We start from the raw sequence: 13,949 nt of genomic DNA on the forward strand, positions 1-13,949 counted from the left end.
GGCCTACTCGGCCGGCTCGGCCTGCCGCACCATCGGTTCGGGCGCGAACTGCAGAGTCTCGCGGCGCATCGGATTGTTGCCGTGAACGGTCCAGTTTGAATACTCGGCCGGGATCGGCTTTTCTGTGCGCGGATCCCAGCCGGCAATCTGCTCCATGGTGATGCAGTCCTCGACGGGACAGACATTGACGCAGAGATTGCAGCCGACGCATTCCGCGTCGATCACCTCGAAGTGGCGCTTTCCGTCCACCATGCTGGTGATCGCCTGGTGGGACGTGTCCTCGCAGGCGATGTGGCAGCGTCCGCACTGGATGCAGAGATCCTGGTCGATCCGGGCCTTCGTTACGTAGTTCAGGTTCAGGTACTGCCAGTCCGTGACGTTCGGGGCGGCGCGACCGCGGAAGTCCTCGATCACGGCGTAACCCTTCTCGTCCATCCAGTCGGAGAGGCCGGACGCCATTTCCTTCACGATCTTGAAGCCGTAGGTCATCGCCGCCGTACAGACCTGCACGGTGCCGCAGCCAAGCGCAATGAACTCGGCGGCGTCCCGCCATGTCGTGATGCCGCCGATTCCGGACATCGGCAGGCCCCGCGTTTCCGCGTCGCGGGCGATCTCGGCGACCATGTTCAGCGCGATCGGCTTGACCGCCGGGCCGCAATAGCCGCCATGGCTGCCCTTGCCGTCGATGGTCGGGGTCGGCGCGAAATTGTCGAGATCGATCGAGACGATGGAGGAGATCGTGTTGATCAGAGAGACCGCATCCGCTCCGCCGCGCTTGGCCGCGCGGGCGGGATAGCGGATGTCGGTGATGTTCGGCGTCAGCTTGACGATGACGGGCAGGCGGGAGTGCTGCTTGCACCAGCGCGCGACCATCTCGATATATTCCGGCACCTGACCGACCGCCGAGCCCATGCCCCGCTCGCTCATGCCGTGCGGGCAGCCGAAGTTGAGCTCCACGCCGTCGGCCCCGGTCTCCTCCACGACCTTCAGGATCGACTGCCAGCTCTTTTCCTCGCAGGGGACCATCAGCGAGACGATCATCGCGCGATCGGGGAAGCGCTGCTTCACCCGCGCGATCTCCTCCAGATTGATGTCGAGGGCGCGATCGGTGATGAGCTCGATGTTGTTGAGGCCGAGCAGGCGCCGGTCCGGCCCGTGGATCGCGCCGTAGCGCGGACCGTTCACGTTGACGACGGGATCGCCCTCTCCGAGCGTCTTCCAGACGACGCCGCCCCAGCCCGCCTCGAAGGCGCGGCAGACATTGTACTCCTTGTCGGTCGGCGGCGCGGAGGCGAGCCAGAACGGGTTCGGCGAGCGTATGCCGAGAAAGGTCGTGGTAAGGTCGGCCATGTCGTCACCCCTTCAAAGAGGAGAATGCCAATCGGCATTCGGCGGCATCGATGCTATCAATCCGTGCGGCGGTCGGCGGCACGGAGGCGAGAGAATGGCGAGCGAGCATCGGTTCACGATCCATCTCCATCCCCAGCCGGAGGGCGGCTTCACGGTCCTGGTGCCGGCGCTCCCGGAAGTCGTCACGGAAGGCGAGACACGGGAAGAGGCGCTCGCCCACGCTCGGGAGGCGATCAAGGCCGTTCTTTTGGTCTATCGCGACGACGGGCAGGCAATTCCGGACGACGTTCCGACGCAAATCGAGCATCTGACCGTCGCCGCCTGATCGATGGTCGCGCTTCCCGCCTGTAACGGACGCGCCGTCATCCGCGCGCTCGAACGACCAGGCTTCACCGTGATCCGGGTTGCGGGCAGCCATCACGTCATGCGCCATGGCGCTCCGCCGCAGCGGACGGTGACCGTTCCCATGCACAATTGGCACGAGCTGAAGCGCGCGACGCTCGCCTCCATCCTCAGACAGGCCGACATCTCCGTGGAAGCCTTCTTCGACCTCCTCTGACGATCGCATCACTCCGCCGCCATCTGCGCCGCGCCCATCAGCGCCGCGTGAATGTCCATCGCCGCGATCTTGCCGTCCTCGACCGCGACGACGGTCAGGTCCTCGCCCTCGAAGATGCAGTCGCCGCCGGCCCAGACGCCGGGAAGGCTCGTGCGGCGGGCGGCGTCGACCCAGATGCGGCCCTTCTCCAGCCGGATCACCTCGTCGAGGCCGCGAGCGACGAAACTCTGGCCGATCGCCTTGAAGATCTGATCGGCGGCGAGAACGATCGTCTCACCGGTTCCCACCAGCCGCCCGTCCACCGTCGCGGTGCGTTCGAGCTCGATGCCGGCGACGTGACCATCCTCCGTCAGGATCGATTTCGGCTGGAGATGGCAGCGGATCTGGACGCCGCGGGTCTGGGCGAGCTCCTGCTCCCAGCCGGAGGCGTTCATCGCCTCGCGGCCGCGGCGATAGACGAGCGTCACCTCCTCCGCGCCCAGCGACTTCGCCTGCACCGCGGCATCCACCGCGGTCATGCCGCCGCCGAGGACGACCACGCGCCGCCCGACGGGAAGGCCGGCGAGGTCCGAGGTCTGGCGCAGATCCGAGATCCAGTCGACGGCATCATGCGCGCCGGAGGCCGCCTCGCCGTCGATGCCGAGCGCGTTGACGCCGGCAAGGCCGAGCCCGAGGAAGACCGCGTCGAAATCCTCGCGCAGGCTGTCGAGATCGAGGTCGCGGCCGAGCGCCCGACCGGTTTCGATGGCGATGCCGCCGATCTTCAGGATGAAGGCGACCTCGGCCTGCGCGAAGTCGTTCGTCGCCTTGTAGGCGGCGATGCCGTATTCATCGAGGCCGCCGGGCTTGGGGCGCGCATCGTAGACCGTGACGTCGTGGCCGAGCATGGCGAGGCGATGCGCGCAGGAGAGGCCGGCCGGCCCCGCGCCGACGACGGCGACCCGCCGTCCGGTCTCCGGGGCGCGGCGGAAGGGATGGTCCCCGCGCTCCATCAGGTGGTCCGTCGCGTAGCGCTGCAGCATGCCGATCTTCACCGGCTTTCCTTCCGCGACCTCGCGCACGCAGACCTCCTCGCAGAGCGTCTCCGTCGGGCAGACCCGGGCGCACATGCCGCCCAGAATGTTCGCCGAGAGGATCGTCTTCGCCGCGCCGGTCGGGTTGCCGGCCTGGATCTCCCGGATGAAGAGCGGGATGTCGATCGAGGTCGGGCAGGCCTGCATGCAGGGCGCGTCGTAGCAGAAGTAGCAGCGATCGGCCTCGACAAGGGCCTCGTGGGCACCGAGCGGCGGATGGAGATCGCCGAAATGGGCGGCGATGATCTCCGGATCGAGCCTTGCGGACGCGATGTCGGGACCGACCGGACGCAGCTCGTTCATGGACCACCCGCCTCTGTCTTGAGCCTGCGGCGCACCGCAGTTGAGAACCATTCAAAACGAAGATGATCCCAAAAATCGGAACGCGTCAATTTTTTTATCGTCTGGTCAAAGATTGCCCGAGAGGCCTTCGCATCAACTCCAGAACAGAACGAATGCGCTTGTCGACACTCCGGCAGAAGCTGGTAAGTCTGATCACCCTTTGCGTTTGACGACCCATCCGAGGAGTTTCGAGCCCATGCCGTCCGCCACCGACCGAGCCGCCGCCTTTGCGCCCTATGCACTGGCCGCCCTGCGCATCATCGCCGGCCTCCTCTTCATGGAGCATGGAACGCAGAAGCTCTTCGGCTTTCCCGGACTGCCGCAGAGCGGCGAGTTGCCGGGGGTCTTCACCCTCCTCTGGTTCGGCGCGGTGCTGGAATTCGTCGGCGGCATCCTGATCGTCGTCGGGCTGTTCACGCGGCCGGTCGCCTTCGTGCTCGCCGGCGAGATGGCGGTCGCCTATTGGGCCTTCCATGCGCCGAGCAATTTCTATCCCGCGCTCAACGGCGGCGACGCGGCGATCCTCTTCTGCTTCGTGTTCCTCTATCTCGCCGCGCGGGGCGCTGGTCCCTTCAGCGTGGACGGGACCCGCGCGAAGACGCTCTGAGAGCGCAGCCGGGAGCAGGGCTGCCGGCGCCGGCCGGCAGCTTTCGCTTGGGACCAGGGGCCCCGCCTGATATGGCGGGGCCCTTTCCGATTCCGGACCTTGAGGATTGATTGATGACCATCCGCCGCATCGAGCCCGGCCCGCGCATGTCGCAGGCCGTGATCCACAACGAGACCGTCTATCTGGCCGGCCAGGTCGGCACCGCGGGCGAGGACGTGACCGCGCAGACCAAGACCATCCTCGCCGAGATCGACCGCCTGCTCGCCGCCGCCGGCACGGACAAGTCGAAGATCCTCTCGGCCACGATCTGGCTCGCCGACATCGCGGATTTCGGCGCGATGAACGCGGTTTGGGACAATTGGGTGGACAAGGCGAACCCGCCCGCCCGCGCGACCGGCGGCCAGATCGCCCTCGCGACGCCGGACTACCGGGTCGAGATCATCGTCGTCGCCGCGATCTGATCGCGTGACGTCCGGCGCAGGCTGAGAAGAGCCGCGAGCGCCAGAAGAAGCCAGCCGGCGATGAGGAGAACCCCGCCGGTCGGCGCCGCCATGGCGAACAGGCGCTCGCCCGTCAGGGCGCGCATGGAGAGATCGCCGGAGAAGAGCGCGACGCCCGAGGCGAAGCCGAGGCCCGGCAGGAGTTTCCAGGCGACGGAGCCGAGCGGCAGCGCGGCGAGCGCGACAAGCGCCGGGGCGTGGACGAGTGCCATGGCCGCCGCCAGCATCAGCCGATCGGCACCGGGAGCGCCATGCGAAGCCGCCGCCGCGCCCGCGACGCCGCCGGCACCCAGCAAACCCGCCAGAACGGCGAGGAAGACAGCCGTTTTCGTCATCGCATGTCGACCTCAACGTTGGTCCGGAATTCCGAGCGGATCCCACCCTCTTTCCGGTGAGACCTATCCCGGGATCGAGCTTCGGCCGCAGTCCCTAGCGCAGTCGGCCTGATGTGGAAACGTCCGTCGCTCCCGCCGTGCGCATCGGACACAGTCATCGATCGCGCGGCCTTGCAGCAAGGTTCGGGCTTGCGGTCCCGCGCTGCCCCGACTCATGATGGGGCATGATCCCGGACCAGCGCTTCGAACCCATGCTCGCCATCTTCACCGAGATCGCGCTGGAGGCGTCCAGCTTGATCCTGCAGGCCTTCGGCGGAGATTGCCGGACGCGGGAAAAGGCCGATGCCTCGCCCGTCACCGATGCCGATGTCGCGGCGGAGCGGCTGATCGCGGCGCGGCTTCGCGAGCGCCTGCCGTCGCTTCCCCTCGTCGCGGAGGAGGCGATCTCCGACGGCCATGTCCCCGCCGCTCTCGGACGCCGCTTCGTCCTCGTCGATCCCATCGACGGAACGCGCGAGTTCGTCGGCGGCATCGGAGATTTCACGGTGAACATCGCGCTCGTGGAAGGCGGGCGGCCGAGGCTCGGCGTCGTCGTCGCGCCGGCCTATGGCGAAATCTTCACCGCCTCGCCGGCCGGCGCCTTCAAGGGGATCGTCGAGGCCGACGGCACGCTCGCCCGGCTCCACCCGATCCGCGTCCGGCCGCGACCGAAGTTTCCCGTCGTCCTCGTCAGCCGATCCCGGGCGACGACGCCCGACGTCACCGCCTTCCTGGCGCGCCATCTCTCCGCCGAGGTCGTGCCCGTCGGCTCGTCGCTGAAATTCTGCCGGATCGCCGAGGGAATGGCCGATCTCTATCCCTGCTTCGGCCGGACCATGGAATGGGACACGGCGGCGGGACAGGCGGTGCTGGAGGCGGCGGGCGGCTCCGTGCTGGATCTCCAAGACGCGCCTCTCGTCTACGACAAGCGGGACCGCGCCCACGAGGCCGATTTCGCCAATGCCTATTTCGTGGCGTCCGGCGGGCCGGCCGGGTCCTCGGATGCCGGCGAATCGCATTCGGTCGAGGCTTCACCGGCGCGGTAGGCCGTCCGCGCCAGGAGATGGGCGGCGAGCGGCGTCGTCAGGAGAAGAAAGCCGACGGCGCCGAGCGCCCGGAGAACGAAGCCCGGCTCCGGGGCGACGAGCGCCACGGCGAGGAGCAACAGTCCCGCGCCGACGGAGCCGACGAGGGACGCGGCATGCGTGCGCGCCAGGAAATTCGGCAGGCGCAGCAACCCGATCGCGGCGACCAGCGCCAGCAGAGAGCCGGACAAAGCGAGAAGCCCCGCCAGAATCGTCGTCATCTGCGTCATCGCCGCCCCCTTCGCTCGATGAACCAGGAGAAGGCGAGCGTGGCGAGAAAGCCGAGCACGGCAACGCCGAAGGCGATGTCGACCATCGCCGCCGAGCCCGGCCTCAAGGCCATCAGAGCCAAGAAGCAGACGGCGAGATTGGTGCCGAGATCAAGGCCGAGAACGCGGTCCGGCAGGGAAGGTCCGAGCGCGATGCGGATGGCGGTCAGGAGGAGCGCGGCCCCGAGAAGCACCGCCGAGACGAGGACCGCGATTTCGAGGAAGGATTCGCCGCCGCTCATGGGAAGGCCTTTCGGATGGCCGGCTCGAACCCTTCCGCGATGCCGCGCCGAAGACCCGCGGGATCGGAGGCGTCGAGGGCATGGACGAGAAGGCTCCGCCGATCCTCGGAGAGGTCGACCGAGAGCGTGCCCGGCGTCAGCGTGATGAGACAGGCGAGAAGCGAGATCTCGCCGTCCCGCCGCAGCGTGACGGGAACCTCGACGAGACCGGGCTTCACATCGAGGCGTGGCTTCACGACGGCGCGCACCACGGTCGCGGCCGACAAAGCGAGTTCCTTCAGGAACAGGAAGAGGAGCGCCGCGAGCGCGAGCGGCCGGATGCGCGGCAGGTGGCCCGACGCAGCCGCGATGCGCAGCGCGAGCCAGCCGATGCCCATCCCGAGCAGGAGGTTCAGCAGCGTGAAGGATGCGCCGAGCGCCATCCACAGGACGGCGAGGAGGAGGACGGCGGAAAGACGTCTCACGGTGCGTCTCCGAGGGTCAGGCGGATCACCGCGGCGGGATCGGCGATGCCGTCGGCGGCGATGCGCGACAGGCGCGCGAGCGGCTCGGGAACGAGCCCGAGGAGGACGACGAGGAGCGTCAGCGCCGCCAGCGGCAGGCTCGTCTGCCAACGGGACGGCAGGGCCGCCGTGAAGTCTTCCGCTTCAGCCGGGGATTCACGCGCGGGTTCGTCGCGCCAGAAGGCCAGCGCGAAGACCCGCATCATGGCCAGCGTCAGGAGGAGGCCGCTGAGAAGAAGGATCGCGGCCAGCGCCGTCTCGCCGTCGGCGAGCGTCGCGCGCAGGAGCACCAGTTTCGGCCAGAAGCCGGACAGCGGGGGAAGGCCGGAGACGGCGAGGACGAGGATGAAGACGAGGCCGGAAAAGACGGGGAAGCGCTTCCAGAGCCCGCCCATCTCGTGCAGCGAGGAAGACCCCGTGCGGTTCGCCGCGACGCCGGCGGCGAGATAGAGGGCGGCCATGACGAGGATCGAGTGGATCGCATAGGCGATCGCGCCGGCAAGACCCGCGGCACCCGGTGCGATCGGCACGGCGAGACCGGCCAGGATCGTGCCGATACCGGCGACGACGACGTAGTTGAGGAGCCGCCGGATGTCGCTCTGCGCCAAGGCGCCCAGCGCTCCGATCATCATGGTGAGGCCGGCGATGCCGGCGATCAGCGGTGTCAGGACGTCGTGGGCCGCAGGCAGGACCATGCCGAGGACTCGGATCAGCGCGTAGACGCCGACCTTCGTCAGGAGACCGGCGAAGAGCGCGGAGGTGACGAAGCGGGGCGTGTGGTAGGAGGCGGGGAGCCACGCGTTCACGGGGAAGGCCGCGGCCTTCATGCCGAAAGCGGCGAGGAAGAGGACGGAAAGGCCGATCACCAGCCCATCCGCGCCGCGTTCGGCCGCGAGCCGGGCGAGATGGGCCATGTTGAGCGTGCCGAAGAGGCCGTAGGTCAGCGCCGTGGCGATGAGGAAAAAGGTCGTGGCGACGAGGTTCAGGATACCGTAGGCCAGCGCTCCGTCGAGTTGGGCCGGCCGCGAGCCGAGCGCGAGGAGGCCGAAGGATGCGATCAGCAGGACCTCGAACCAGACATAGAGGTTGAAGAGGTCGCCGGTCAGGAAGGCGCCGGACACGCCGGCCATCATCAGGACGAGGAAGGGGAAGAAGCCGCCGCGCCGCTCCTCGCGCGGAATTGCCGCCGTCGCATAGACCGCGCAGGCGAGCGCGGTGAAGCCCGCGACGGCGAGAAACGTCGTGCCGAGCGCATCGGCGGAGAAGACGATGCCGAAGGGCGGACGCCAGGCGCCCATCGCCATGATGCGCGGCCCGTTCTCAAGGACATCGGCGAGCAGCGCGAGGTCCACGGCGAAGACGGCGCCAAGCCCGGCGACGGCCAGGATCGCCTGCAGCCGCGGCCGCTTCTCGACGAGAAGCAGGATGGCGGCGAGCAGGATCTGGAGCGCGACCGGCAAGGCGATCAGGGCGTCGTCGAGAAGGACGGGCGCTGACGTCGCGGCTTCGGCCCAGAGAGCGGCGGTGTCGGACGGGCTCGCCATGCTCAGTAGCCAAGGGGCGGCGGCCCCTCCCCTTCGGGTTCGGCGACGCGCATCAGCCGCGTGTCGTCCGTGCCGAGATCGCGATAGGCGCGAAAGGCGAGCACGAGCAGCACCGCGAAAAAGGAGAAGGAGATGACGATCGCCGTGAGGATCAGCGCCTGCGGCAGCGGGTTGGCGATCGGCCCGGCCGGCACGTCGAGCCCGTCCGGAACGAGCGGCAGGAGGGTCGAGGACACGCGGCCGGCGGCGAGGATCGTGAGGTTCGCGGCATTGCCGAAGAGCACGAGCCCGATCAGCACCCGCACGATGTGTCGCGACAGGAGAAGATAGATCGCGGCGGCGAGAAGGAGGCCCGCGAGAAGGGCGAGGAGCGCCTGCATCAGTCCTCGCCTCCGTCCGGGTCGGACAGCGCCAGGACCAGCGCGGCGAAGGTGCCGAAGACGACGGCGAAGACGCCGAGATCGAAGACGAGCGGCGTGGACAGGCCGACATCACCGCCGAGGAGCGCTGGAAACCACCAGAGCCCGGTGAAGAGCGGCCGGCCGGCCAGAAGCCCGCCGAGGCCGGCGAGCGCCGCCACGAGAAGGCCGGAGGCCGCGATGGCGGTCGGCTCGAAGCGGAGCGACCGGCGCATGACGGCGCCCTCCCCGGCGAGCGCGCGCATCGCGACGGCGCCGGCGGCGAGAAGTCCGCCGATGAAGCCGCCGCCGGGCTCGTTGTGGCCGCGCAGGAGAACGAAGATCGCGGCGAGAGAAAGGAGGACCGCGACGAGCGGGCTCGCCGCGCGGAAGATCGGACTGTTCACGCGCGCCTCCTGCGCCGACCGGGCTTCGTCTGCGAGGGCAGGTTCAGAAGGCCGAGGATCGCGAGCCCCGCGGCGAGGACGACGGCGATCTCGCCCAGCGTATCGAGCCCGCGGAAGTCGACGATGATGACGTTCACGATGTTGCGGCCGTGGGCGAGCGGCGCGCTGAAGCGCGTGTAAATATCCGACAAGGTCGCATCGAAGGGCACCTGCGAGACCGCAAGGATCAGGAGCGTCAGCCCGAGACCGCCCGCGACGGCGACGATCCCGTCGCGCAGCCGATGCCGAAGCGCCCGGCGATCGTCGGGTCCGAGGTCGAGGCGCATCAGGACGAAGACGAGGATGACGACCGACAGGGTCTCCACCATCATCTGCGTGAAGGCGAGATCCGGCGCGCCCACGGCGGCGAAGAGGAGCGCGACGGCCAGCCCCTGGATGCCGAGGGCGATCACCGCGACGAGGCGGCTCGCCGCGCGAAGCACGACGAAGAGGCCGGCGACGAGAAGCGCGGCCGGTCCGGCCGCGGCGACGCCGATGCCCTCGAGGCTCGGCAAGGCCGGCAGCGCGCCGCCGAGGGCGAGCGGCGCCAGCATGGCGCTGGCGAAGACGGCGAAGGCGACGGCGGTGTAGCCGTCGAGCCGGCCGGTCTGGAGGCGACGGGTCAAGGCGACCGCGCCGCGGATCAGACCCTGGAGAAGCTGGTCGAAGCCGCGATCGGGACCCCAGCCGACGAGGCCGAGACCTCTTGCAAGACCTGCGCGAACGCGATCGGCGGCGACATAGAGCCCGATGCCGAGCGCGATCGTGGCAAGCGAGAGGGCGAGCGGAATGCCGAGATGCGGAAGCGCCGATGCGGAGACCGAGACCTCGCGGCCGAGCGAGGCGGAGGCCATGGGATCGACCAAAGCGGGAAACACGATCGCGGACCCGAGACCTGCGACCAGGCCGCAGACGGCGAGGAGCACGGGCGCGGCAAGGAGGAGCGGAGAGCCCTCGTGCGCGTTCGCCACGCCGCTCGGCCGGTCGCCGATGAAAGGCCGCAGAGCGACGAGGCCGGCGGCGGCGACCATGGCGGCATTGCCGAGGACGGCGGCAAGCGTCGCGGCGATACCAGGGAGCGTCGCGGCGTACACCTCCTCCTTGGCGATGAAGCCGAGAAAGGGCGTCATTCCCGCCATGGACAGGGCCGCGAACAACGCGGCTCCGAACGTGACCGGCATGGCCCGGGCGAGACCGCCGAGCGCGCGCAGATCGCGGGTGCCCGCGCCGTGGTCGATCGAGCCGGCCACCGTGAAGAGGGCGCCTTTGAAGAGCGCGTGGGCGAGGAGGTAGAGCACCGCCGCCTCGATCGCAGCCGGCGTGCCGAGACCGATCAGCATCACGATCAGGCCCAGCGATCCGACCGTCGTATAGGCGAGCACGAGCTTCAGGTCGGTCTGGCGCAGGGCCAGCGCCGCGCCCGTCAGGAGCGTCGCGCCACCGAACAGCGGCAGGATGGCCTCCCAGGCCGCGGTGCCGCCGAAGGCGGGATGAAGCCGCAGGAGGAGGTACACGCCGGCCTTCACCATGGTCGCGGAATGGAGATAGGCCGAGACCGGCGTCGGCGCGGCCATCGCGTTCGGCAACCAGACGTGGAACGGCACCTGCGCGGACTTGGTGAAGGCGGCGAGGAGGACGAGCGCCAGGAGCGGCCCGTAGAACTCGCTCTGCCGGATGGCTTCGCCCGCCGCCAGCACGTCGGTGAGGCTGCGCAGGCCGAGACCTTCGCTAAGGAGAACGGCCGCCGCCAGCAGGGCCAGTCCGCCGCCGCCGGTGATCACCAGCGCCTGGATCGCGCCGCGCCGGGAGGCCTCGCGCTCGTGATCGAAGCCGATCAGGAGGAAGGAGGCGATCGAGGTGAGCTCCCAGAAGACGGCGAGAGTCACGAGATCGTCGGACAAGACGAGCCCGAGCATCGCGCCCATGAACAGGAAGATGAAGCCGAGGAACCGGGCGAAATGTCGCGATGTCCCGAGATAGCCCGCCGAATAGAGGACGATGATCGCGCCGATGCCCGTGACCAGGAGCGAGAAGAGGGTGGACAGACCGTCGAGCCGCAGCGAGAGGCGAACGCCGAGGCTCGGAATCCAGTCGAGCCCGACGAGACGCGGTGTCCCGGATCCGGCGGACACGGCGATCAGCGCGAAGGACAGGGCCGGGAGGAGCGCCAGCGCCGCGCCGGCCGGGCGACCGGCGGCCCGAACCGCGAACGGCGCGAGCATCGCGCCGAGAAACGGCAGCGCCAAGGCCAGAAAAAGGGGCGCCGATCCGCCATTCGTCGAAAGCAGCGCTTCAGCCTCCCGCGATGACCCAGGTGATCGGACATAGGGGCCATCCCGCCGCCGGGCAAGCCTGGTTCGGCACGGCGCGGAGTCGGGGGCGCTGTGACCCTTGCACCGGCCCGCGCGCTATGAGAATCCAAAGGCCACGAGGCCGCCTGCCTCGAACGAGGACACGGAATCCTGCGACGACCCTTGCGGTCCGCGACGCCCGATCGGAACCGACTTGACCTTCACCTCCCAGAGCCATCCGTCCGACGACACCGACGCCGCGGTCCCGCAGCCGCCGGTGGCCGAGCGCCGCCCCACCGAGGACACGCGCCACGGGCGCACACGCCGGGACGATTACGCCTGGCTGCGCGCGCCCAACTGGCAGGAGGTCTTCAAGGATACCAGCATCCTCGATCCCGCCATCCGCGACCATCTCGAAGCCGAAAACGCGTATCAGGAGGCAATGCTCGCGCCGGCGTCGGGCCTGAAGGAGACGCTGATCGGCGAGATGCGCGGGCGGATCAAGGAGGACGACAGTTCCGTCCCCGCCCCGGACGGGCCCTTCGCCTACGGCGTGTCCTATCGCCAGGGCGCCGAGTATCCCCGCTACGTTCGCCGCCCCCGCGGCGGGGACGATGCGTCGGAAACGGTGATCCTCGACGTCGAGAAGGAGGCCGGCGCACGCGAATACTTCTCGCTCGGCGGCGTCAGCCATTCCACCGACCACGCCTGGATCGCCTGGTCCTACGACGACAAGGGTTCGGAATATTACGCGCTGACGCTGCGCGACCTGTCCACTGGCGTCGACGCGACCTATCGCATCGATGACACGAGCGGCGGAGCCGTCTGGTCGTCGCGCTCGCGCGGCATCTTCTATACGCGGCTCGACGCCAACCATCGGCCGAGCCGGGTCTTCTACCACCGCCTCGGTTCCGATCCCGCCGACGATGCCCTGATCTACGAGGAGACCGATGCCGGCTTCTTCATGGATGTCGACAAGACGCAGTCCGGCGAGTTCGTCGTCATCCACATCAACGACCACGAGACGTCCGAGGCCTGGCTGATCCCGGCCTCCAATCCGGCCGCCGAGCCACGGCTTCTCGCCGAGCGCGAGACGGGCGTCGAGTACAGCGTCGACGAGGGCGAAGGCACCCTCTACATCCTCACCAATGCCGGCGATGCCAAGGACTTCAAGATCGTCGTCGCGCCGACGGACGCGGCGCGCCGCAGCGACTGGATCGACCTCGTGCCGCACGAGCCCGGTCGGCTGATCCTCGGGCACACCGTCCTGAAGCGCCACCTGATCTGGCTCGAGCGGCGCGACGGCCTGCCGCGCATCGTCGTGAAGCGGCTCTCCGACGGCGAGGAGCATGTCGTCTCCTTCGACGAGGAAGCCTATTCGCTCGGCCTGTCCGGCACCTACGAATACGACACGACGGCGATCCGCTTCACCTATTCCTCGATGACGACGCCCTCGCAGACCTTCGAATACGACGTCGAGACGCGCGAGCGCACGCTCCTGAAGACGCAGGAAGTCCCTTCCGGCCACAATCCCGACGACTACGTGACGCGCCGCGTCTTCGCGCCGGCCGCCGACGGCGAAACGGTGCCCGTCTCCCTGCTCTACCGCCGCGATACGCCCCTCGACGGCACGGCGCCGCTGATGCTCTACGGCTACGGCGCCTACGGCATCACCATTCCCGCCTCGTTCAACACGAACGCGCTCTCGCTCGTCGACCGCGGCTTCGTCTGGGCGACCGCGCACATCCGCGGCGGCAAGGACAAGGGCTTTCGCTGGTACGAGGAAGGCCGCCGGCAGGCCAAGACCAACACGTTCAACGACTTCATCGCGGCGGCGAACCATCTCGTGGCCGAGGGCTACACGTCGCACGAGAGGATCGTCGCGCAGGGCGGCTCGGCCGGCGGCATGCTGATGGGCGCCATCGCCAATATGGCGCCGGAGAAGTTCGGCGCGGTGGTCGCGGTCGTTCCCTTCGTCGACGTCCTCAACACGATGCTCGACGACACGTTGCCGCTGACGCCGCCGGAATGGCCGGAATGGGGCAATCCGATCGCATCGGAGGCCGACTACCTCGCCATCGCCGGCTACAGTCCCTACGACAATGTCGAGGCCAAGGCCTACCCGCCGATGCTCGTGCTCGCCGGCCTGACCGATCCCCGCGTCACCTATTGGGAGCCCGCCAAATGGGTCGCCAGGCTCCGCGCGCTGAAGACCGACGCCAATCCCATCCTCCTGCGCACCAACATGGGCGCGGGGCACGGCGGCGCATCCGGCCGCTTCAACCGGCTGGAGGAGGTCGCGCTGATCTACGCCTTCTCGCTGATGGCGATGGGAAAGGGCTGACGCCGGCCGACGCGGCGCGTCG

The 13,949-nt window shown here is 68.8% G+C and carries 16 protein-coding genes; 6 read left to right on the forward strand and 10 right to left on the reverse strand.

What is annotated here, in order from left to right:
• Positions 1 to 3: 3 nt before the first annotated feature.
• A complete protein-coding gene (gene preA, locus ASG43_RS17330; protein ID WP_056507748.1) occupies positions 4 to 1,350 on the reverse strand; it encodes an NAD-dependent dihydropyrimidine dehydrogenase subunit PreA in 1,347 nt (448 codons plus the stop codon).
• Between the two features lie 94 nt (positions 1,351 to 1,444).
• Here preA and ASG43_RS17335 point away from each other — a divergent pair, with 94 nt between their 5' ends.
• Positions 1,445 to 1,675 (forward strand): type II toxin-antitoxin system HicB family antitoxin, encoded by a 231-nt coding sequence (locus ASG43_RS17335; protein WP_056507749.1) that lies wholly within the window; start codon positions 1,445 to 1,447, stop codon positions 1,673 to 1,675.
• Between the two features lie 3 nt (positions 1,676 to 1,678).
• Complete coding sequence (locus ASG43_RS17340) at positions 1,679 to 1,909, forward strand: type II toxin-antitoxin system HicA family toxin (RefSeq protein WP_056507751.1); 231 nt, start codon at positions 1,679 to 1,681, stop codon at positions 1,907 to 1,909.
• Between the two features lie 8 nt (positions 1,910 to 1,917).
• Here the strand turns inward: ASG43_RS17340 and ASG43_RS17345 are convergent, their stop codons facing one another.
• Entirely contained in the window at positions 1,918 to 3,285 is a 1,368-nt protein-coding gene (locus ASG43_RS17345) for an NAD(P)-dependent oxidoreductase (RefSeq protein WP_056507753.1), read from the reverse strand.
• 235 nt (positions 3,286 to 3,520) lie between these two features.
• Here ASG43_RS17345 and ASG43_RS17350 point away from each other — a divergent pair, with 235 nt between their 5' ends.
• Positions 3,521 to 3,931: a DoxX family protein gene (locus ASG43_RS17350; protein WP_056507754.1), complete on the forward strand. Its 411-nt coding sequence runs from the start codon at positions 3,521 to 3,523 to the stop codon at positions 3,929 to 3,931.
• Positions 3,932 to 4,044: 113 nt separating this feature from the next.
• Entirely contained in the window at positions 4,045 to 4,392 is a 348-nt protein-coding gene (locus ASG43_RS17355) for a RidA family protein (RefSeq protein ID WP_056507756.1), read from the forward strand.
• On the opposite strand, the gene ASG43_RS17360 is transcribed toward ASG43_RS17355, so the two are convergent.
• Positions 4,356 to 4,766 carry a DUF423 domain-containing protein gene (locus ASG43_RS17360; RefSeq protein ID WP_056507758.1) on the reverse strand — a complete coding sequence of 137 codons (411 nt, stop codon included), beginning with the start codon at positions 4,764 to 4,766 and terminating at the stop codon, positions 4,356 to 4,358. The genes ASG43_RS17355 and ASG43_RS17360 overlap by 37 nt on opposite strands.
• A gap of 224 nt (positions 4,767 to 4,990) precedes the next feature.
• On the opposite strand from ASG43_RS17360, the gene cysQ reads away from it, so the two are divergent.
• On the forward strand, positions 4,991 to 5,851 hold the full coding sequence (gene cysQ / locus ASG43_RS17365; protein ID WP_244488144.1) for a 3'(2'),5'-bisphosphate nucleotidase CysQ: 861 nt from the start codon (positions 4,991 to 4,993) through the stop codon (positions 5,849 to 5,851).
• On the opposite strand, the gene mnhG is transcribed toward cysQ, so the two are convergent.
• Genes mnhG through mbhE form a run of 7 tightly spaced genes read right to left on the reverse strand, consistent with a single transcriptional unit; the run spans position 5,770 to position 11,538 of the window.
• Positions 5,770 to 6,120, reverse strand: coding sequence for a monovalent cation/H(+) antiporter subunit G (gene mnhG / locus ASG43_RS17370; protein ID WP_200939525.1), 351 nt, complete (start codon positions 6,118 to 6,120; stop codon positions 5,770 to 5,772). The two genes, cysQ and mnhG, sit on opposite strands and share 82 nt — an antisense overlap.
• Positions 6,117 to 6,401, reverse strand: coding sequence for a monovalent cation/H+ antiporter complex subunit F (locus tag ASG43_RS17375; RefSeq protein WP_056507761.1), 285 nt, complete (start codon positions 6,399 to 6,401; stop codon positions 6,117 to 6,119). The genes mnhG and ASG43_RS17375 overlap by 4 nt, the downstream gene beginning before the upstream one ends.
• Positions 6,398 to 6,865, reverse strand: coding sequence for a Na+/H+ antiporter subunit E (locus tag ASG43_RS17380; protein WP_082491011.1), 468 nt, complete (start codon positions 6,863 to 6,865; stop codon positions 6,398 to 6,400). The genes ASG43_RS17375 and ASG43_RS17380 overlap by 4 nt, the downstream gene beginning before the upstream one ends.
• Positions 6,862 to 8,448, reverse strand: coding sequence for a Na+/H+ antiporter subunit D (locus ASG43_RS17385; RefSeq protein WP_056507762.1), 1,587 nt, complete (start codon positions 8,446 to 8,448; stop codon positions 6,862 to 6,864). The genes ASG43_RS17380 and ASG43_RS17385 overlap by 4 nt, the downstream gene beginning before the upstream one ends.
• A gap of 2 nt (positions 8,449 to 8,450) precedes the next feature.
• A complete protein-coding gene (locus ASG43_RS17390; RefSeq protein WP_056507764.1) occupies positions 8,451 to 8,828 on the reverse strand; it encodes a Na+/H+ antiporter subunit C in 378 nt (125 codons plus the stop codon).
• Positions 8,828 to 9,253: an MnhB domain-containing protein gene (locus tag ASG43_RS17395; protein WP_056507765.1), complete on the reverse strand. Its 426-nt coding sequence runs from the start codon at positions 9,251 to 9,253 to the stop codon at positions 8,828 to 8,830. Before ASG43_RS17395 ends, ASG43_RS17390 begins: the two co-directional genes overlap by 1 nt.
• Complete coding sequence (gene mbhE, locus ASG43_RS17400; protein ID WP_244488145.1) at positions 9,250 to 11,538, reverse strand: hydrogen gas-evolving membrane-bound hydrogenase subunit E; 2,289 nt, start codon at positions 11,536 to 11,538, stop codon at positions 9,250 to 9,252. The genes ASG43_RS17395 and mbhE overlap by 4 nt, the downstream gene beginning before the upstream one ends.
• 259 nt (positions 11,539 to 11,797) lie before the next feature.
• On the opposite strand from mbhE, the gene ASG43_RS17405 reads away from it, so the two are divergent.
• Positions 11,798 to 13,927 carry a S9 family peptidase gene (locus ASG43_RS17405; protein WP_056507767.1) on the forward strand — a complete coding sequence of 710 codons (2,130 nt, stop codon included), beginning with the start codon at positions 11,798 to 11,800 and terminating at the stop codon, positions 13,925 to 13,927.
• Positions 13,928 to 13,949 lie beyond the last annotated feature (22 nt).

The organism is Aureimonas sp. Leaf454 (genome assembly GCF_001424685.1).
Lineage (GTDB): Bacteria > Pseudomonadota > Alphaproteobacteria > Rhizobiales > Rhizobiaceae > Plantimonas.